The organism is Alkalicella caledoniensis (assembly GCF_014467015.1).
Lineage (GTDB): Bacteria > Bacillota > Proteinivoracia > Proteinivoracales > Proteinivoracaceae > Alkalicella > Alkalicella caledoniensis.
In genome coordinates this window covers 348,087-367,264 of sequence record NZ_CP058559.1, presented here as the reverse complement: position 1 = coordinate 367,264, position 19,178 = coordinate 348,087, and the positions used below count along the sequence as shown (strand labels likewise).

Here is a 19,178-nt window from a genome sequence, read left to right as displayed (position 1 = left end):
AATGGCAAAAATCATTGTAATTACATCAGGCAAAGGTGGAGTTGGTAAGACCACCACAACTGCTAATTTAGGAACAGCATTAGCAATGTTAAACAAAAAAGTTGTTTTGATTGATACTGATCTAGGGCTTAGAAACTTAGATATGGTACTAGGCTTAGAAAATAGAATCGTCTATGATATTGTGGAGGTAGCCAATGGAATAGTTCCAGTAAGGAAAGCTCTGGTTAAAGATAAAAAGTTCCCAGATTTATACCTACTACCTGCCTCGCAAAAAAGTGACAAAACTTCACTATCTCCAGAGCAGATGATTAAAATATGTGAGCAGCTAAAAGAAGATTTTGACTTTATACTTATCGACTGTCCTGCAGGTATAGAGCAAGGTTTCCAAACAGCCATAGCACCAGCTGACCATGCTCTTATAGTAACAACTCCAGACATGTCAGCAGTACGAGACGCTGACAGGGTAGTGGGTTTAGTTGAAGCCAGTGGCATAAGTGAACCTCACTTAATAGTAAATAGAGTGAGGCCTGCAATGATTAAAAAAGGGGATATGTTAGATATAGTAGATATAGTAGAAGTACTATCCATAGACCTTTTAGGATTTGTACCAGAAGAAGAAAAGATTATATCATCTACAAACAAAGGTGAGCCTGTTGTGTTAGACCATAGCTCAAGAGCTGCCACTGCATACAGGAATATGGCACAAAGATTAAATGGAGTTAAAGTACCATTAATGCCATTTGAAGATCAAGGAATATTTAAAAAAATGTTCAAAAAATTAGGGATTTTAGGTTAAGGGGGAGAATACCATGGGTCTTTTTAAAAGAGATATAACATCAAGTATGTCTAAAGATATCGCAAAAGATAGACTGAAATTCGTGCTAATCCATGATAGAACTAAAGTAAACCCTGAAGTATTAGGTAAGATAAAAGAAGAAATGCTACAGGTCATTAAAAAATATCTAGATGTGGATATGGACGGATGCGAAATACTACTAAAAAATGATAGAAGAAATGCCATATTAGAAGCAAATATACCCATTTCAAATAAAGAAGAATTGTAATATAATTAATGGGTGAGAGGGGGCTGGGAATTTGTTTGATAAAAAAACATTAGAGAATTTTGACATACCATTACTTATTGCAATACTAGCGCTAGCTATTATAGGTATACTTGTTGTGCATTCGGCATCCATAGGATATACACAGGTTCCCAGAAACCACTACCTTAAAATGCAAATCATTTGGGTTGTAGTAGGACTTATAATAATGACCATAGTAATGGTTTTTGATTATAGAGACTTTGGTGGAGTTATATATCTGATATATGGAGCAAATGTAGTATTACTCCTATCAGTTATTTTTTTAGGTGATGAACGCTTAGGCGCACAAAGGTGGATTCAGCTAGGTCCCTTTGGTTTACAACCATCAGAATTTGCAAAATCTGCTGTTATAATAACACTAGGTTATCTTTTATCTAGGGAACACATAAAAATTGAATCACTATTTGACCTTATACTTCCTGGTATACATGTGGCAGTGCCAATGCTACTAATATTTATGCAGCCTGACCTAGGTACCTCCTTAGTTTTTATTGCCATAACCTTTGCCATGCTTTTTATTGCAGGTTTAAAATGGAAGCAAATTGCCATCTTAGGTACAGTAGGTGTAGTTGGAGCTATTTTTGCATTTCATAACATTCTAAAAGATTATCAAAAAATAAGAATTATAGTTTTCAGGGATCCATATAAGTACTACTTCAGCGATGGCTTCCAAATTATACAATCAAAAATAGCTGTTGGGTCAGGACGGTTGTTCGGGAATGGCTACCTTGCAGGTACTCAAAGTGAATACAGATTTTTGCCTGAAGCCCATACTGATTTCGTTTTTTCAGTTATAGGAGAAGAATTTGGTCTTTTAGGTAGTACGGTTGTACTGTTACTGTTTTTATTTGTAATATACCGTATACTCCATATCGGTATGCAATCATCAGATAGCTATGGTACCTATATATGTGTAGGTGTAGCCACACTACTAGCATTTCAAGTGTTAGTAAATGTAGGCATGACCCTATCTATAATGCCAGTAACAGGTCTACCACTTCCCTTCATAACATATGGAGGAAGTACCACCATGTCAACAATGATTGCCATGGGACTAGTGCTAAATGTGGGGCTAAGGAGAGAAAGAAAAACTATATTCTAAACACTACAAAAAAAGCGAAGGGACCCCCTTCCTTTTTTTTTGTAGACAAACTTTAGACGAAGTCATTGACCCAAGATGTGCATATTAAAAAACAGTACAATTAACTCAAGGAGGGTAGACTTAAGAGCTGATTAGCTAAATGGAAGGAGGGGTGAGGAACAGGACGTCAGACTGTGTGGCTAATCTCTAAAAACTCAAGGATTAGCCGTAAATTTCCTGTCTTTTGGTGCAATATGACTTAAACATATAAAAATACAATGATAAAGTGGGTCTAAGAGCTACTAATATCCTTAGTAGTTCTTTCACTCCTATAATATTTATTACTCTTTTAAAATTATAGGCTAGCAAAACTAGGGCTGTCTCTGTAGTTACAGAATCCATCCCTCTTGTTAAAAAATACCCAGCATTCATTGTCCTTTTGATGGTTCCATAAGGATGCTCAACAATCATCTGCCTTTGTAGGTATTTGTCCATATTTGCTTCTGTTCTAGCATCTATAGTATCCAAAAAATCTTGGTTAGGTGACCGATTTATTATCCTGCCTTTGGCTGCAGTGGTGCATTTGCTTTTTGATTCACAGTTTTTACAGGCATCGTAGTTTCTATATTTTATTCTTTTTGGTTCTTTTGATTTGTGGTTTATTCTGCGTAATTCATGGCCCAAAGGACAAATATATAAGTCTTTTTCAGGCACATAAGTAAATTTATCTCCGTAGAAATCTTTGTCTCCTGTGGCGTTAGAATACGACTGTTTTGGCAAATAGACTGTTGTTTCGTTTCTCTCACATTTCATAAGGTCGTCTGCTTGGTAATAGCCTTTATCTGCTGCTACTTCAAGTTTCCTTTTTCCAAATATATCTTTAGCCTTTTCTGCAAGTGAATTTAGATTACCTTGATCTGCGGGATTGTTTGTAACATCATATGCCACTATAATACTATGCTTAGAGTCTACAGCTGTTTGTATGTTATATGCTACAGTAACACCATTGTTTTTGTTGTCCATAAGCCTAGCATCTTCGTCAACTGTAGATATTTCATTACTTTCGCTATCCTGTAGTTTTTTTTCCAACTCTTCAAATTTAATTTTACGCTCCTTGAGTTTTTCAATTTTTTGCTGAATTTCTTCAGGTGTATACTTAAGTTTAGGTGAATCGTCTTTGTCACTGCTTTCTAACAAATCTAGATAGGAATTAACCTTATCTTCGATATATTGTTTGTGTCTTTGTATTTTTTTCTTTGAGAAATTATTCTTCTTTGAATTATTAGCTTGAATTTTAGTCCCATCTATTGCTATGAATTCCTCGCCTAATAGTTTGAGATCCTTACACAACTTAGTAAAATCCTTGAAAACTTGTTTTAGCTGAGTTTTATTTTCTTTCCTGAAATCAGCTATTGTTTTAAAATCAGGTTTTAGTTTTTGTAATAGCCAAACCACTTCTATATTCCTGTGAGATTCTGTTTCTAGCTTTCTAGATGATCTTATGCCATTTACATACCCATATAGATATAACTTCAATAAAACAGAGGGATGATATCCTGGTGCACCTCTGCGGTGTTCCTTTGATTTAGTGAATGCACTCATATTGACCAGTTTTACGTATTCATCAATTACCCTAACGGGATTATCCTCACCTATGTAATCTTCTATGCAGTCAGGAAACATTGTTTTTTGCTTTCTATCTGTACCTTGTATAAATGACATTTAAAATCCCCTCTCCGATATTCTATAACTTAATTATACTACAGAAAAAGGGAAAAGTACTGTATTTACAGTACTTTGGAGGCATTTTAGACATATATTATTGTTTAATTCTCACACAGTCTGACGTTCCGAGAGCTCCACTGAACCATGGACGGTGAATTGGAGCGGTCCCCTTCGGAGTTTAGATTGAAGCCTTAAGTCTCGACGCAGAGTTTTGTACAGTGTTTAATATGCGACATTCATCAAAATGACTTTGTCATCTGTCTGAAGCGAAGGGACCCCCTTCGTTTTTTTGTTATAAATTTGACCTAGTCATTTTTCCCTACCTTGCTTAATATATATGAAATATATAAGAGGAGGGATTTTTTATGTCTGAACAATCTTCACTTCGTACCAAAAGAGAAATTCCCCAGTCAGAGCTTAGAAGGAAGCTAAATACCAGACTACAACAGAGGGGATTACAAAGAAAAATTAGCTATGATATACCAGATTATGAAACACAAACAATGGGTATACTCCGAGGGGTTTTAGGTAAAAGTGTATGTTGGCTTATTTGTGTCGTACTGGGTTTATTTATATACTCTAATACTTTCTTTGCAAACAGCTTTTCCCAAGGTGTTGTGATGAGAACAGAAAGTTACTTAGATGGCACCAACGATATGGATTTAAGTTGGGAAAACTTCAGACAATGGGTAAATGAAATCAGGAAAAACAATGCTCAATTAAGGAATTAGGAAACACTTTATGTACATAGGAAAAATAGCAGGTCTGAAAATTAAGATAAGCTTTCTATTTCTCATACTCATAGTTACTATGGGCTTTTTTGGCATGTTGATAGACGGTATACTAATGTTTTTAGTTGTAATAGTCCATGAATTAGGACATGTAATTGTTGCAAAAAAAAAATATTACGGTGTGGAGAGTATTGAAATTTTACCTATAGGAGGAGTTGCTACAATAAACCAATCCCACTATAATCAAAGCTCTGATGAGTGGTATATTGCGTTAGCTGGACCTATGAATAACATTTTTTTTATAATTGTACTGGTTTATTTAAAAGATCTTATACCATATCATGATAAGCTTATAAACTATAATATGTCTTTGTTCTTTTTTAATTTGCTACCTGCCTTCCCATTAGATGGTGGTAGGTTACTTAAGGCTCACTTAACAAAAGAAAAGTCTGTTTATCAGTCAAGTAGGATTGTTGCCTCATTAGGTATACTAATAGGCTTGGTTTTTGTGTTTCTAGGTATTTATTATATAAAAATAGAGCAAACTGGCTTCATATATCTAGGAATATTAGGATTATTTCTAACAATAGCTGCATATAATGAGTTCAAGTCAACGAAGTATTTACCAATCAAATATAGCATTACTAAAGAGGTAAACACTACTAATATAAGGGATGGATCCCTTTTAATTTGTGACAACACAGCATTAGTCAAAGACATAATGAAAGAAATACAAACAAATAAAGAATTAATAATTTGTGTAGTAGACGAAGCCGGGGAAATCATAGACATGATAACAGAGAAAACAGTAATTCAAGCATATCAAAAAGGAAATGGGAGCAAATCAATCATCGAAATATTCAACACAATCTAGACAGCGAAAGCTGTCTTTTTCAATTTATATGAGAGGTATCCCCATAATTGAAAAAGTGGGGCTTAAGGGTTCCAATTACAATTTTCTAAACCAATATTCATTAACTCCTCCATCAATAGGATATAATAAAAAAGATAACAATTTGCAATCTAGTTAATATATGATAAGATGAAATAATGAGATTTAAACTTAGGAGGAAGTAAAAAATGCATGAGAATTCTTATAAAGACCTACTACATAATGTGGAAAAACCATCGAGATATAGTGGAAACGAGTGGAATGTAGTAAAGAAAGACCTAGAAAAAATCGACCTGTCCATCTGTTTAGCATTCCCTGACATATATGAAGTAGCCATGTCCCACTTGGGTTTTAAAATCCTATACCATATCATAAACTCAAGGGATGAATTTGCTGCTGAGAGAGTCAATGCTCCATGGACAGATTTTGAAAAAATACTAAGGGAAAAAAACATGCCATTAAGATCCTTAGAAAGTCAGCTTGAGTTAAATAAGTTTGATTTAGTAGGATTTACCCTTCAATATGAAATGAGTTATACAAATATACTAAACATGCTTGACCTAGGTCACATCCCAGTACTGTCACAAGATAGAGGTGAAGACGCACCTCTTGTAATAGCAGGAGGTCCTTGTGCTTTTAATCCAGAACCGTTACATAACATCATTGATGCTTTTGTAATAGGAGAAGGTGAGGAAGCAATTCTAGAACTATTAGACACAGTTAAAAAAGGTAAAAAACAAGGTCTTAAAAGAGATGAGCTTTTAAGGGAACTAACAAAAATCCAAGGTGTTTATGTTCCTAAGTATTATCAAGGAAAGTACGATGAAAATGGAGTATATAAAGGGACTTTTCCTACTGATGAAGGGATACCTAAAACCATTACAAAGCGTTTTATTAGGGACATGTCCCAATCATCATTCCCACAGGATATGATGGTGCCATATATGGATATAGTACACGACAGAATAATGCTTGAAATCTGTAGAGGATGCAGTAGAGGCTGTAGATTCTGCCAGGCGGGTATGCTTTATCGACCTGTTAGAGAAAAAAACCTAGAAACCTTATTAGAACAAGCTGAAAAACTGGTAAAAAGTACTGGTTATGGAGAGATATCCTTAAGTTCCTTAAGTAGCGCTGACCACTCTCAGATCCATGACTTAGCGAAGGGATTAGTGGATACCTATAAAGACAAAGGAGTAGGTGTTTCCCTACCATCACTTAGGGTAGACTCTTTTTCTATTGAGCTTGCGGAAATGGTGCAACAAGTTAGAAAAACAGGACTAACCTTTGCTCCAGAAGCAGGATCTCAAAGACTTAGGGATGTTATAAACAAAAATGTTACAGAAGAAAACCTGATAAATGCCGTTTCTGACGCTTTTAAATCTGGGTGGAATAGAGTAAAACTATACTTTATGATTGGTCTACCAACAGAAACCTATGAGGATTTAGACGGTATAGTAGATTTAGCTGAAAAAGTTGTGGCTGAATATAAAAAGCATGGTAAAAACATGAAAAGGTTTAGTGTAACTGTAAGTACATCTTCCTTTGTACCGAAACCTCACACACCATTTCAGTGGGTACCCCAATTTAGTAAAGAAGAACTTGTAAACAGACAGAACTACCTAAAAAGTAAGTTGAAATCACGCTATATCAACTATAGCTGGCATGACGTTGAAGTAAGTTACCTAGAGGCAATATTTGCAAAAGGTGATAGAAAGTTAGCTGATGTTTTATACACTGCATGGAAAAAAGGATGTAAAATGGATGGTTGGGGAGAGCATTTTAAGTATGATATTTGGTTAGACTCATTTAAAGAGCTAGAAGTAAATCCAGACAATTATGCATATGCCACACCACAAGCTGACAACCCTTTGCCATGGGATCATATATCCTCTGGTGTGAACAAAAAATACATGGCACTTGAATACAAGAGGGCTTTAAAAGAAGAAATCACTGAGGACTGCTCATTTGGTGCTTGTGGTGGTTGTGGAGCCTGTAATAATCTTAAGTACGATGTGAAAAAAGTAAGGAGGGGTCAAGATGCATAAGTATTGGCTTAAATATGCCAAAGGAGAAAATGTAAGGTTTATTTCCCACCTTGACCTGTTGCGTGCAATGGATAGGGCTATAAGGAGAGCAGGAGTCCCCATAGCCTACTCTCAAGGGTTTAACCCCCATCCAAAGCTTAGCTTTGCAACACCCCTTTCCGTAGGTGTTGTTTCCCATGGAGACTACTTAGAAATGGAACTTACTGAGGAACTGGAGCCCCAAGATATTATGGAGACCATGAACCCAAAGCTTCCAGAGGGCATAGAGATTTTGGAAATGGAAAAACTTGATGGAAGAAAACCTACTTTGGGAGCTATCGTAGCTGCCACCTTATATAAAGTAGAAATAAAGGATGATTTAGACAATCAGATTCAGGAGCTATTAAATGAAAAGGAACTGATGATTGAAAGAACCAATAAAAAGGGAACTAAAATAATTGACATACGTCCCCTTATTTATAACATATATACTAAAGGTAACTGCATATATATGCTACTGGCTACAAGTAGCAGTGCAAATGTAAAACCTAAAGAAGTGCTAAACCTTCTATCAATAGACAACCCTAATATTGACAAAGAAGAGACTTTTTGCCGTGATGAAAATGAGAAGTTTATTACCCCTTTGGAGTGGTTAAAGAACTAACCTTTCCTCACAAATACTATAAGGGAGGGTAGCTATTTGAAAAAAGAAATAATTATTAGCTATAGAGAAAATAACACACGGGTAGCACTAGTTGAAAATGGCCAATTGGTTGAGTTCTATACAGAAGGAGAAAGCAATACCCGGAGTGTTGGAAACATATATAAAGGCAAAGTGAAAGATATTCTTCCAGGTATGCAAGCTGCTTTTGTAGATATAGGGTTTAATAAAAATGCATTCTTGTACGTTGATGATATAATAAGAAATGATGAGAAGAAGGAATACACAATAGATCAACTCCTCAAAAAGGGTCAAGATATAATGGTGCAAGTTTCAAAAGAGCAAATAGGTACTAAAGGAGCAAGGGTTACTGGGCAGTTGACACTACCAGGTAGGCACCTTGTCCTTATGCCGTATAATAATTACGTTGGTATCTCTAGAAGAATCGAAGATGAGTATGAAAGAGAGCGTCTTAAAGACATAGCAGACTCTATAAAAGACCCAAATATGGGAGTTATTGTACGTACAGTGGCTGTAGGTGTGTCTAAAGAGGAATTAGAAAAAGACCTAGATTTGTTAATCGGGCTTTGGAATAATACCCTTGAAAACTACAGTAACTATCAAAGCCCATCACTGGTCTATAGTGATTTGGACTTGGTTGAAAGGGCACTGAGGGATCTTTTTGATAAACAAGTGGATCATATTTATATAGATAATCCAGAACAGTATAGGAAAATTTCTCAAATTCTAAAACGTAAATCAAATCACTTAATGGACAAGGTAAACCTTTACCAATCTAAGCGACCTATTTTATTTCAATTTGGTGTAGAACGTGACCTGGAAAAAGCATTCCAAAGGAAGGTTTGGCTGAAAAACGGATCTTACTTAGTAATTGATCAGCTTGAAGCACTAACAGTAATTGATGTTAATACAGGTAAATTTGTAGGAACAGATAATCTAGCTGATACAGTTGTCCAAACAAACTTAGAAGCAGTAAAGGAAATCTGTAGGCAAATACGATTAAGGGATGTAAGTGGAATTATAATAGTAGATTTTATAGATATGTTACGGGAAACAGACAAGGAGCTTGTTTTAACATTTTTAGAACAAGAAATGAAGAAAGACCAAACAAAAGGTCAAATTTTAGGGATTACTAAGCTAGGCCTTGTGGAATTGACAAGAAAAAAGGTTAGAAAAGGTATTTATAACTCATTACAACAGCTATGTCCATTGTGTACAGGGATGGGTAAGACAATGACGGACTTTTCTATTAAGATGTTCCTACAAGATAAAATAAGAAACTATATATACGAAAATGGAAAGAAGGACCTTGAAATTACAATTCATGAGTCTTTAGAAGAAGCCATAAAAGAAGAGATACAATCCCTTGAAGATGATCTAGATATAACAATAGCTATTATAACCTCTGATAATGTGGAAAAAAACTATTTATCCATACAATAAAAGCTATTTCCTTGACAAAGCTTTAATAAGTATGATAATATTTCTGAGTAACTGTTTTAGTTACAACCGCGCAAAATGGGTCAGAAACTCACCTTGTATGAGTACCTAATTTTTGGCGAGTATCTTTGAGGAGGTGGACACTCTATGTACGCTATCATTAAAACAGGTGGAAAACAGTATAAAGTTTCAGAAGGCGATGTTATAAAAGTTGAAAAACTTGACGCTAGCATTGATGACGTTGTTGAAATCAATGACGTATTGGCTCTTTCTAATGGGACTAGCCTTACTGTTGGTAACCCGGTTGTTGAAGGTGCTAAAGTTCAAGTTAAGGTTTTAGAACACGATAAAGCTAAAAAAATCATCGTGTTTAAATATAAACCTAAAAAGAACTATCGCCGTAAAACTGGTCACCGTCAACCATTTACTAAAGTTGTTGTTGAAAAAATCGTTAACTAGTCATGGTTAAGATCAAAATCTTCAAAAAAAAAGATAACTACATTGGATATCAACTAAAAGGACACAGCAAATTTGCTTCTAGTGGTGAAGATATAGTTTGTGCAGGGATTTCATCTTTAGCACAAACAACATTAATAGCTATAGAAAGACTTGTAGTTTCAGACGTAGAACATAATGTTGATTCAGGATACTTAACAGTAGACTACCCAATGAATTTAAATGACGAACAAAAAGCAAAGGTTAACTTGTTAACTGAAGCGATGTATTTAGGCTTAAAAGAAATAGAAAATCAGTACGGTAAACATATTGAAGTTTCTGTTATCTCTGTTTAAAAAAGGAGGTGTCTTAAGGTGCTAAGATTTGACCTTCAACTATTTGCATCTAAAAAAGGTGTAGGTAGTTCTAAAAACGGTAGGGATAGTCATTCCAAAAGACTCGGTGTAAAAAGACAATCTGGTCAATTTGTTACAGCTGGTTCAATCATTGTACGCCAAAGGGGAACTAAAATTCACCCTGGTAACAATGTAGGAATCGGTGGAGATGATACTTTATTCGCTACAATCGATGGCGTTGTTGCCTTTGAAAGAAAAGGTAAAGACAAAAAGCAAGTATCCATTTATGCAAAAGACCAAGTGGCAAACGCATAAAACCTGGGACTCTCCCAGGTTTTATTTTTTGCCCTAACACCTTAAACAATATGACAGTAATCAAAAATCATGACATAAGTGTCAAATCCAAGTCAAGTTACGTAGCAAAATTTACCGAATGTATGCAGGATATTAGAAAAAAGTGGCGAATAAGAATTAGTACACTCATAAGGGGAAAAGGGGTTAATCTCAATGTTTTTAATGATGATTTTGGCTATACTACTAATTACATATCTAATTTTAAAAATAAAAACTGGTAAAAAGTTGAGCACAATTTTTCGCCACGATTTATACAATGACTTACAGTTAGTGGATGGATATATTTATCTAAATAACCAGGAAAAAGCATCAGGTTACCTTAAATCTGCATATGAGAAAAAAGATCTTTACTCTTTGCTAGACAAAAGCAATTTAATAGTACAACTATGTTATTTAAATATATATGATACAATTCACAAAAAGACTTCTAAGTTTAATATATACATAGATGAAAAAATTTTAGGAAAAGTGTTTTTTTCTATGAGTTTTGCTAAAACTACTATTATAGTAGTGAAGTTTCTCAAGGCAACAGAGTTTACTAACCTAGAGTTGGATATAGACTCTGACTCAATTGAGATTTGTTTAGATGAAACCATAAAAACTTTTTCTTTTTGAAGTTGCAACATATGAAGGGATGACTGTATAATGTTTGTAGATAAAACTAAGATTTATGTAAAAGCTGGGGACGGTGGCCATGGAGCTGCTACCTTTAGAAGAGAAAAGTATGTAGCATACGGTGGACCAGATGGTGGTGATGGCGGTACAGGGGGGAGCATTATATTTAGAGCTGACCCCAACATTAATACACTAATAGACTTCCGCTTTAAAAGAAAACACAAAGCGGAAAATGGTGTTAATGGTGCTAGAAAAAAATGTCATGGTAGACGAGGAGAAAATCTAGTACTAAATATACCCGTAGGTACCATAGTTCGTGAAGCACAAACCGGCCACTTGATCGCTGACCTGTCTGAAGAAGGGCAGGAAGAAATAATTGTTAAGGGCGGTAGAGGCGGTCGTGGTAACGCCCGTTTTGTAAACTCTGTAAGACAAGCCCCTACAATAGCTGAAAGGGGTGAACCGGGAGTAGAAATAGAAGTTCTTTTAGAACTTAAACTCCTAGCTGATGTGGGCCTCGTTGGATTCCCAAATGTAGGTAAGTCAACCTTTCTTTCTAAAGTAACAAAGGCAGAGCCTAAGATAGGTAATTATCACTTTACTACTATTCATCCGAACTTGGGTGTTGCAAAAGCCAAGGATAAATCATTTGTTATCGCAGATATTCCAGGGCTTATAGAAGGTGCCCATGAGGGCGCAGGACTTGGGCTTCAGTTTTTGAGACATATAGAAAGAACAAGAATGTTACTACATGTAATCGACATATCAGGATCTGAAAATAGAGATCCCTATGAAGATTTTACAAGTATAAATAATGAGCTAAAGATGTACAATGAAAAACTAGCTGAACTACCTCAAGTTATAGTGGCTAATAAAATTGATCTTCTAGAAGATTCCACTCAAGTTATTGAAGAGTTCAAAGCTAAAATTAATAACCAGTATGAAATTTTTCCTCTTTCAGCAGCAACTAAAGAAGGAATTGAGGACTTACTTAATTATCTAGCAACAAAGCTTGAAACAATTCCTAAAGTTGAGATATTTAAGGCGGAAGATTTTAAGGTGTATAAACCAGAGCCTGAAGAGGAGTTCACTATCTCGAAAGATAACGAAGTTTTCGTGGTACATGGTAAAAACATTGAAAAACTCGTGGCCATGACAAACTTTGATAACACAGATAGTGTTTTAAGGTTCCAACGCATCTTTAGAAAAATAGGTATAGAAGATGCATTGAGACAAAAGGGGGTCAAAGAAGGAGACACTGTAAGGATCTTAGATATGGAATTTGATTTTCAGTAAATTTACTTCATTAGCATTTATTATTTAAGGAGGAAATTTCGCCGTGGAATGCATCAAATGTGGCAATTGTAACTTGGGAGAGAGGATCTATTATTGCCTAAAAAGCGGTGACTTTGTGATGAATGATAATTACAAAGTTCATGAAAAGCAGAGATCTCGATGGAAAAAGGATGAATTCCGTAAGGTCCGCAAAGAAAAAGAAGCTCAAAAGGTATAAACATTAAAGCAAGCTACAAGCTTGCTTTTAAACATAATAATTGAAGGAGATGAGAATTTACAAAATGCTAACTAGTAAACAAAAAAAACACTTAAAAAGCCTAGCAAACACTTTAGATTCAATTTTTCAAGTAGGAAAAAACGATCTATCTGAGAATCTTATAAAACAATTAGATGATGCATTAGAAGCTAGAGAACTAATAAAAATAAAGATACTTAAAAACAGTATCGTAAAAAAAGACGATGCAGCTGAAGAAATAGCTAAAGCAACCAACAGTGAAGTTGTACAAATACTAGGATCAGTTATTACCCTTTACAGAAAATCAAAGAAAAGCAGAATTGAGCTACCTAGCTAAAATGGAAAATAAAATTTTGTTCTTTGGAGGGTCATTTAACCCCATTCACACAGGGCATTTAATACTGGCTCAACATTGCGCAGAACAGTTAAAAATACCTAGGGTGGTTTTTCTGCCAACTGGAAACCCACCCCATAAAATGCTCGAGATAGAATCCAAACATCGTTTGCAAATGCTTGAACTTGCATTAAAAGGTAATGAACTATTTGAAATCTGTCATTATGAAATTTCTAAGAAAGAAATAAGCTATACATATCAATCAATTGAGTTTTTAAAAAGAGAATTTCAGTGTGAGGTGTATTTCTTTGTAGGTGGTGATTCCCTATTAGATATTCATAAATGGAAGGAGCCTAAAAAAATCCTTACAAATTGCAACCTAGTTTATGCTAAAAGGCCAGGTTTTGAGCTAGACATAAAAATGCACTTACAGAGTAATAACTTACCTAATGATAGAATTATTGAAGTTCCTACACCCTTAATTGAGATATCCTCAACTACAATAAGAGAAAAAGTAAAATTAGGAAAAAGCATAAAATACTACGTTCCAGAAAATGTTGAAATATATATATACCAAAACAACTTGTATAAATAAAGGGATTTGGGGGATACTGGTTGAAAAATATCTTTATAGATAAAAGTATATTAAACGGGAGGGTAGAAGTATGAACTACTCTAGAAGTCAACGTTTTGGGCGCAAAAAAAGGTCAAAGGGAAAAGCATTGATAAGAATTTCCCTGCTACTTGTATTAATAGGATTTGTTTTTTATACTTACAGAACCGTTGGCCTGATTACAGCCTTACAAGGTAGAGATGGATACTTTGAAAAATCATTAGATGGTAGGGAAAACTATTTGATTTCCTACATTGATGAGCAAGTTGAAACAACATTCATAATTTCCATGGACAAAATTGGTCCGGGATATCTAATAAATATTCCAAACTACACTAGGGTTGATTCCAACGAACAAAAGATTTTACTTACAGAACTTTATAATCAAACTGGAAAAGAAGGTCTAATTACAGCAATTAATAACCTATTTAATGACTCTTTGCCTGTCAGTGGATACATAATTCTGGAAAGACAAGGGCTAGAATCTTTAGTTGACACCGTAGGTGGGCTAAGTATCAATATCGAAACAGTATTTGAGGTTGACTCACTAGTGTTATTACCTGGCCAGAGAAGTTTAATGAAGGAATCTGCAGTTAAATATTTTAGTCATATAGACACTGAAAATAAGGAAAGCTATATGCAACGACAAGTTGAAACACTTCAGACTATATTTGATGATTACTTTAAATGGTCTAGGTCCTTGTCTTTGCTTTCTGGACTTTCAAAAATAGACGGATATTTCGATACTAGTATGTCCATAAGGGAATTAGCTTGGTTTAGAAATATGATAGATGAAGCCAATAACAGAGAAACATATCTTATGACAATCCCTGGAAATGCAGAGTTAATAGGAGATAGAGATTTTTGGATTGTGAACAGTAATAAGGTCACATCTGCCATCACAAATATACAAAGCAATACCCCAGTTATATTTCCTGAGGACATATCTGTACGTGTTCTCAACGGGAATGGAGTAGCTGGAATAGCCAGTAGATATAGCGAAATAATTTCTGCTTTAGGGTACACAAATATCCAAGCTGACAACGCAGATAGACTGAACTACACACAAACAATAATTCAGTATAATGCACAATACAAACATATAGCAGAGGAAGTTCTTGCAGCTATTTCAGTGGATGCTCAATTAGTTGAAACCCATTCAGAAGCAGGAATAACTGTAATTTTAGGTCAAGATGTACAATAGAACTCATCTTAGGAGGAAGATATGGAGAAGATTTTCGAAGGTGTTAAAAATATAGTAAAAGCAATTGACGATAAAAAAGGCGTTGATATAAAGGTATTAGATTTACAAGGTATAACTGAAATAGCAGATTATTTCGTTATAGCAACTGGTAATAACAAGGCTCATATCTCAAGTTTAAGTGATAATGTTGAAGAAAAACTAAAAGAGATAGGGTTTGAGGTGGTTAGAAAACAAGGGCAAGATGAAGGTGAATGGATCATTTTAGATTACGGGGACATTGTGGTACATCTATTTAGGGAAGAAACCAGAAGGTTTTATGACTTAGAAAAATTCTGGCGTAGTGCTAAAACAGTAGAAATAGCAATATAAGATGGGATACTCACTTTTAGCAAAATACTATGATAGATTTATGTCAGATTTCCCCTACCTTCGGTGGGGGGATTTTATTATATCCCAGATCGATGTAACCAAACCTACACTTGAGCTGGCCTGTGGTACAGGGAACCTAACCATTGAATTATTTAAAAAAGGCATAGACGTACATGGGTTAGATTTAAACAGCCAAATGCTTACAATAGCAAAAAGCAAAGCTGTAGAGCAGAACCTTGATATAGGTTTTTATCATCAAAATATGATAAATGCATCTTTAGCTGGTTTTTCAAATATTATCTGTCCATGTGATGGTATAAACAGCTTATTATCCCATAAACAACTAAACATGTTTTTTCAAAACATATCCATGCAGCTTAAAGGAACCTTGATTTTTGATTTTAGCACAAGCCATAAACTAAAAAAACTGTCAGAGCAAATTTTCTATGAGGACTATGATGATATTACATATTACTGGAAAACTAAGTACTTAAAAACCAGAGATATAGCCAACTTAGAATTAACTTTTTTTGAAAAAAGCAAATTAGGGTATTATATAAGAGAAGATCTTATTATCAGACAGAAAGGTTTCACAGTCAAAGAAATTGAAAAAATTCTAATAAACCATGGATTTAGCATAGAAGGCATTTACGATGATTACACATTGGTCAGTGCCTCAAATGACAGTGAACGTGTGGTTTTTGTATGTAAAATATAAAAAATAAAATAAAAATGTGATTTCAATCTCTTCTTTATCCATAGACTTTATGATACAATAAAAATGGGTGATAAAGTTGACAATTGATACTGTAAAAAAGTTAGATCTATTTTCTAATGCTGATCCTGAAACACTAGAGGTAATCACAAAGCTGCTTAAAATAAGGACATACCCTAAAGGGAGTTATGTTTTTTTGGAAGACCAGCCGGCTTTTGGAATATGTTTCTTAATAAATGGCTCAGTAAAAATAACTAAATCTGATAGCTCAGGTAAAGAACATATACTTAAGCTTGTAAAGGAAAGCTCTGTTTTTGGAGAGGTTGTATTGTTCAATGGAGGAAACTATCCAGCAACAGCCATAACAATCCAAGATTCTGAAATAGCAATTTTATACAACAATGATCTGGAAGAGCAGATCAAAACTGACCCTCAACTTGCCTTGAACTTAATCAAAATAATTTCTGTAAGGTTGAGAAATGCTCAAGACAAAATAAAGCAATTAGCTCTCATGGATACAAAAAGAAGGCTTTACTCCCTTATTATTAACTGGAGTAACAATTCTGAGAGAAAAGGTGACAGCATATACATCGATGTGTCCCTAACTCAACAGGAGATTGCAGACCTTATAGGGACAACCCGAGAAACTGTTACTAGAACCTTAAAGGAATTGAAAGACTCAAAAGTTATTGAAATGAGTAAAGGACAAATAATTTTGCTAGATATGGATAGGCTAAAAACCTATGCATTGATATAAAAAAGGAGGTAATTTCAAATGATAACTAAAGAAATGACCATTAGAGAAGTACTACAAAAAGATCCTAAAACAGCTGATGTTTTTATGAAATACGGCATGCACTGCCTAGGATGCCCATCAGCAACTGGTGAGTCAGTAGCTCAAGCAGCAATGGTTCACGGTATTGATGTAGACAAACTAATCGAAGATTTAAACAAAGTTCTATAGTAACCAATAAAACGATCCCGTCTGGGGTCGTTTTTTTATGGGCGATATGTTGTGGGTAAAATTAACCTGAGGGTAAAAACGTCTAAGGTCAAATGAACCTAACACTTGATGGAGTCCAAAGTATTTGTAAGACCCGGCATGTTGCGTTGAATAGATTGCATTATGACCTAGCATGTTACAGTATATAGAGGTTACGGTGAGCTAAGTAGAAGTCTTTAATCTTTAGTCTCATAAGTTTTCCTATTAATAGTGTAAAGTGCTGGTTACTTAAGACCAACCTTACATAACTCTTGGTGCAAATTGGTCTGGTTTTGATTGGTGTAGATGGTGTCAAAATGTTTTATAATTTTAGTGTAGTTAGTGGTATTAACTTCAAAAAAAAATAGCATAGCCCATGCAGGATTTTAACAATATCTGACGAATTCTGACAAAAAGGAGGTGCGTAACATGAACTTTACTATGGATAAAGATAAGGTTTTTATAGCCATAATAATCTTTTTATTAGTTATACTAGTGGGGGGATATGGATTCTTACAAAGTAGAACCAGCGATAATCTCTCTTTAATAACAGACGAAGAAGCAGCTGGGGATAATAAAGATGTAGAAAATCAAATAGAACATTACATATATGTACATGTAAGCGGCAATGTGAAAAATTCTGGAGTTTATAAGCTGCCCCAAGGAGCTAGGGTACTACACGCCATAGAATTAGCAGGTGGCAGTAGCGAAGAAGGAGATATAGATAAGCTTAATCTTGCCCAGGTTGTACAAGATGGGCAAAAAATTATTGTCCCTAGCATTCATGACGAAACAACAGAAGAACAAAGTGGATTACAAGAATCAAATCAGGGGATGATAAACATAAATATAGCCACTCAACAACAACTAGAAAGTCTAACAGGCATTGGACCAGCAAAAGCTACGGCAATAATCCAATTTAGGGAACAAAATGGGCCTTTTAAAAGTATAGATGATATTCAAAAGGTGTCAGGGATAGGCTCGGCCACTTTCTCCCAGATTAAAGATAAAATAGCAGTAAATTGACAAATAGCATTGCCACTTTAATAAAACCTATGTTAGTATATAATAATGTAAATAGTTGAGAGGAGGCATAAGACATTGCAATTATGGTTTTCAGAAAGAGAAACAGATAACATCAACGTAAAATGGAAAGTTGAGCAGACACTTTACTCAAAAAAATCCCAATATCAACAAATTGACATTGTGGAATTCACTGACTTTGGTCGAGCACTAATATTAGATGGTATCATTCAAACTACTGTATATGACGAGTTTATTTACCATGAAATGATCGCTCACATCCCCTTATGTATCCACCCGAATCCTAAAAAGGTACTAGTAATAGGTGGGGGAGATGGTGGTACTGTACGAGAGGTACTAAAACACGAAAGTGTAGAAAAAGTGGATCTTGTGGAAATTGATAAAGAAGTAGTAGACGCAGCAAGAAAGTATCTGCCCGAACTTGCAGGTTGTCTAGAAGATCCAAGAGTTACAGTGCAAAATGTTGATGGATTTAAATTTGTGCAAGAGAAGACTTCATACTACGATGTAGTAATAATCGATTCCTCTGACCCAATAGGACCTGCTGTGGGTTTATTCGCAAAATCTTTTTATAAATCTGTACATAAGATTCTTAAAGAAGATGGGTTGTTTGTTGCACAAACAGAATCTCCATTATTTAACAAAGAATTAATCACTGATGTATACACTGGTATAAAGGAAATCTTCCCGGTGCAATATCTATATACCGCAGGAGTTCCCACATACTCCATAGGACCATGGACATTTACCTTAGGAAGTAAAAGGTATACCAAAGAAAAAGCAAGGACACTCAACAAAAAAATAGGATTAAAATACTTTAACGAAGACGTGCAAAAAGGTGCATTTCTCCTGCCGCAGTATATAAAAGAATTACTATAAAAAGCAGCAGCCCACCACAAAGGTAGGCTGCTGAATAACCTTTATCTTTTTTGTACTTCAAAAGCC

23 protein-coding genes are annotated in these 19,178 nt (G+C 34.9%); 22 read left to right on the top strand and 1 reads right to left on the bottom strand.

Annotation, left to right across the window (positions count from 1 at the left end; translation table 11 throughout):
• Window position 1: 1 nt before the first annotated feature.
• Genes minD through rodA form a run of 3 tightly spaced genes read left to right on the top strand, consistent with a single transcriptional unit; the run spans window position 2 to window position 2,205 of the window.
• Entirely contained in the window at window positions 2-796 is a 795-nt protein-coding gene (gene minD / locus HYG86_RS01875; protein ID WP_213167274.1) for a septum site-determining protein MinD, read from the top strand.
• A 13-nt stretch (window positions 797-809) separates the two neighbouring features.
• Window positions 810-1,064 (top strand): cell division topological specificity factor MinE, encoded by a 255-nt coding sequence (gene minE / locus HYG86_RS01870; RefSeq protein ID WP_213167273.1) that lies wholly within the window; start codon window positions 810-812, stop codon window positions 1,062-1,064.
• Between the two features lie 31 nt (window positions 1,065-1,095).
• A complete protein-coding gene (gene rodA, locus HYG86_RS01865; RefSeq protein WP_213167272.1) occupies window positions 1,096-2,205 on the top strand; it encodes a rod shape-determining protein RodA in 1,110 nt (369 codons plus the stop codon).
• Between the two features lie 201 nt (window positions 2,206-2,406).
• Here the strand turns inward: rodA and HYG86_RS01860 are convergent, their stop codons facing one another.
• Complete coding sequence (locus tag HYG86_RS01860; RefSeq protein ID WP_213165665.1) at window positions 2,407-3,906, bottom strand: IS1182 family transposase; 1,500 nt, start codon at window positions 3,904-3,906, stop codon at window positions 2,407-2,409.
• A 368-nt stretch (window positions 3,907-4,274) separates the two neighbouring features.
• Between HYG86_RS01860 and HYG86_RS01855 the strand changes: the two genes are divergently transcribed.
• The 19 genes from HYG86_RS01855 (at window position 4,275) to speE (ending at window position 19,112) form a co-directional block, all read left to right on the top strand.
• Entirely contained in the window at window positions 4,275-4,640 is a 366-nt protein-coding gene (locus HYG86_RS01855; RefSeq protein WP_213167271.1) for a hypothetical protein, read from the top strand.
• Window positions 4,641-4,650: 10 nt separating this feature from the next.
• On the top strand, window positions 4,651-5,514 hold the full coding sequence (locus HYG86_RS01850; RefSeq protein ID WP_213167270.1) for a M50 family metallopeptidase: 864 nt from the start codon (window positions 4,651-4,653) through the stop codon (window positions 5,512-5,514).
• Between the two features lie 206 nt (window positions 5,515-5,720).
• Window positions 5,721-7,580, top strand: coding sequence for a TIGR03960 family B12-binding radical SAM protein (locus HYG86_RS01845; RefSeq protein WP_213167269.1), 1,860 nt, complete (start codon window positions 5,721-5,723; stop codon window positions 7,578-7,580).
• Window positions 7,573-8,223 (top strand): TIGR03936 family radical SAM-associated protein, encoded by a 651-nt coding sequence (locus HYG86_RS01840; protein ID WP_213167268.1) that lies wholly within the window; start codon window positions 7,573-7,575, stop codon window positions 8,221-8,223. Before HYG86_RS01845 ends, HYG86_RS01840 begins: the two co-directional genes overlap by 8 nt.
• 36 nt (window positions 8,224-8,259) lie before the next feature.
• Complete coding sequence (locus HYG86_RS01835) at window positions 8,260-9,684, top strand: Rne/Rng family ribonuclease (protein WP_213167267.1); 1,425 nt, start codon at window positions 8,260-8,262, stop codon at window positions 9,682-9,684.
• A 144-nt stretch (window positions 9,685-9,828) separates the two neighbouring features.
• Window positions 9,829-10,140 carry a 50S ribosomal protein L21 gene (gene rplU / locus HYG86_RS01830; RefSeq protein WP_213167266.1) on the top strand — a complete coding sequence of 104 codons (312 nt, stop codon included), beginning with the start codon at window positions 9,829-9,831 and terminating at the stop codon, window positions 10,138-10,140.
• A gap of 2 nt (window positions 10,141-10,142) precedes the next feature.
• A complete protein-coding gene (locus HYG86_RS01825; protein ID WP_213167265.1) occupies window positions 10,143-10,472 on the top strand; it encodes a ribosomal-processing cysteine protease Prp in 330 nt (109 codons plus the stop codon).
• Window positions 10,473-10,490: 18 nt separating this feature from the next.
• Window positions 10,491-10,787 (top strand): 50S ribosomal protein L27, encoded by a 297-nt coding sequence (gene rpmA, locus HYG86_RS01820; protein ID WP_213167264.1) that lies wholly within the window; start codon window positions 10,491-10,493, stop codon window positions 10,785-10,787.
• Between the two features lie 192 nt (window positions 10,788-10,979).
• Window positions 10,980-11,441, top strand: a complete 462-nt coding sequence (locus HYG86_RS01815; RefSeq protein ID WP_213167263.1) for a Spo0B domain-containing protein — start codon at window positions 10,980-10,982, stop codon at window positions 11,439-11,441.
• Window positions 11,442-11,471: 30 nt separating this feature from the next.
• Window positions 11,472-12,737 (top strand): GTPase ObgE, encoded by a 1,266-nt coding sequence (obgE, locus tag HYG86_RS01810; protein WP_213167262.1) that lies wholly within the window; start codon window positions 11,472-11,474, stop codon window positions 12,735-12,737.
• A 281-nt stretch (window positions 12,738-13,018) separates the two neighbouring features.
• Window positions 13,019-13,309, top strand: a complete 291-nt coding sequence (yhbY, locus tag HYG86_RS01805; protein ID WP_213167261.1) for a ribosome assembly RNA-binding protein YhbY — start codon at window positions 13,019-13,021, stop codon at window positions 13,307-13,309.
• Between the two features lies 1 nt (window position 13,310).
• Window positions 13,311-13,901, top strand: coding sequence for a nicotinate-nucleotide adenylyltransferase (gene nadD / locus HYG86_RS01800; RefSeq protein ID WP_213167260.1), 591 nt, complete (start codon window positions 13,311-13,313; stop codon window positions 13,899-13,901).
• A 70-nt stretch (window positions 13,902-13,971) separates the two neighbouring features.
• Entirely contained in the window at window positions 13,972-15,123 is a 1,152-nt protein-coding gene (locus tag HYG86_RS01795) for an LCP family protein (RefSeq protein ID WP_213167259.1), read from the top strand.
• Window positions 15,124-15,144: 21 nt separating this feature from the next.
• The gene (gene rsfS / locus HYG86_RS01790) at window positions 15,145-15,492 is read left to right on the top strand and encodes a ribosome silencing factor (protein WP_213167258.1); all 348 of its coding nucleotides are present in this window, start codon (window positions 15,145-15,147) and stop codon (window positions 15,490-15,492) included.
• Window position 15,493: 1 nt separating this feature from the next.
• On the top strand, window positions 15,494-16,210 hold the full coding sequence (locus tag HYG86_RS01785) for a methyltransferase domain-containing protein (protein WP_213167257.1): 717 nt from the start codon (window positions 15,494-15,496) through the stop codon (window positions 16,208-16,210).
• 67 nt (window positions 16,211-16,277) lie between these two features.
• The gene (locus HYG86_RS01780; protein WP_213167256.1) at window positions 16,278-16,964 is read left to right on the top strand and encodes a Crp/Fnr family transcriptional regulator; all 687 of its coding nucleotides are present in this window, start codon (window positions 16,278-16,280) and stop codon (window positions 16,962-16,964) included.
• 18 nt (window positions 16,965-16,982) lie between these two features.
• Entirely contained in the window at window positions 16,983-17,171 is a 189-nt protein-coding gene (locus HYG86_RS01775) for a DUF1858 domain-containing protein (RefSeq protein ID WP_213167255.1), read from the top strand.
• Between the two features lie 447 nt (window positions 17,172-17,618).
• Window positions 17,619-18,215 carry a helix-hairpin-helix domain-containing protein gene (locus HYG86_RS01770; protein ID WP_213167254.1) on the top strand — a complete coding sequence of 199 codons (597 nt, stop codon included), beginning with the start codon at window positions 17,619-17,621 and terminating at the stop codon, window positions 18,213-18,215.
• A 75-nt stretch (window positions 18,216-18,290) separates the two neighbouring features.
• Window positions 18,291-19,112 (top strand): polyamine aminopropyltransferase, encoded by an 822-nt coding sequence (gene speE / locus HYG86_RS01765; RefSeq protein ID WP_213167253.1) that lies wholly within the window; start codon window positions 18,291-18,293, stop codon window positions 19,110-19,112.
• Window positions 19,113-19,178: the final 66 nt, after the last annotated feature.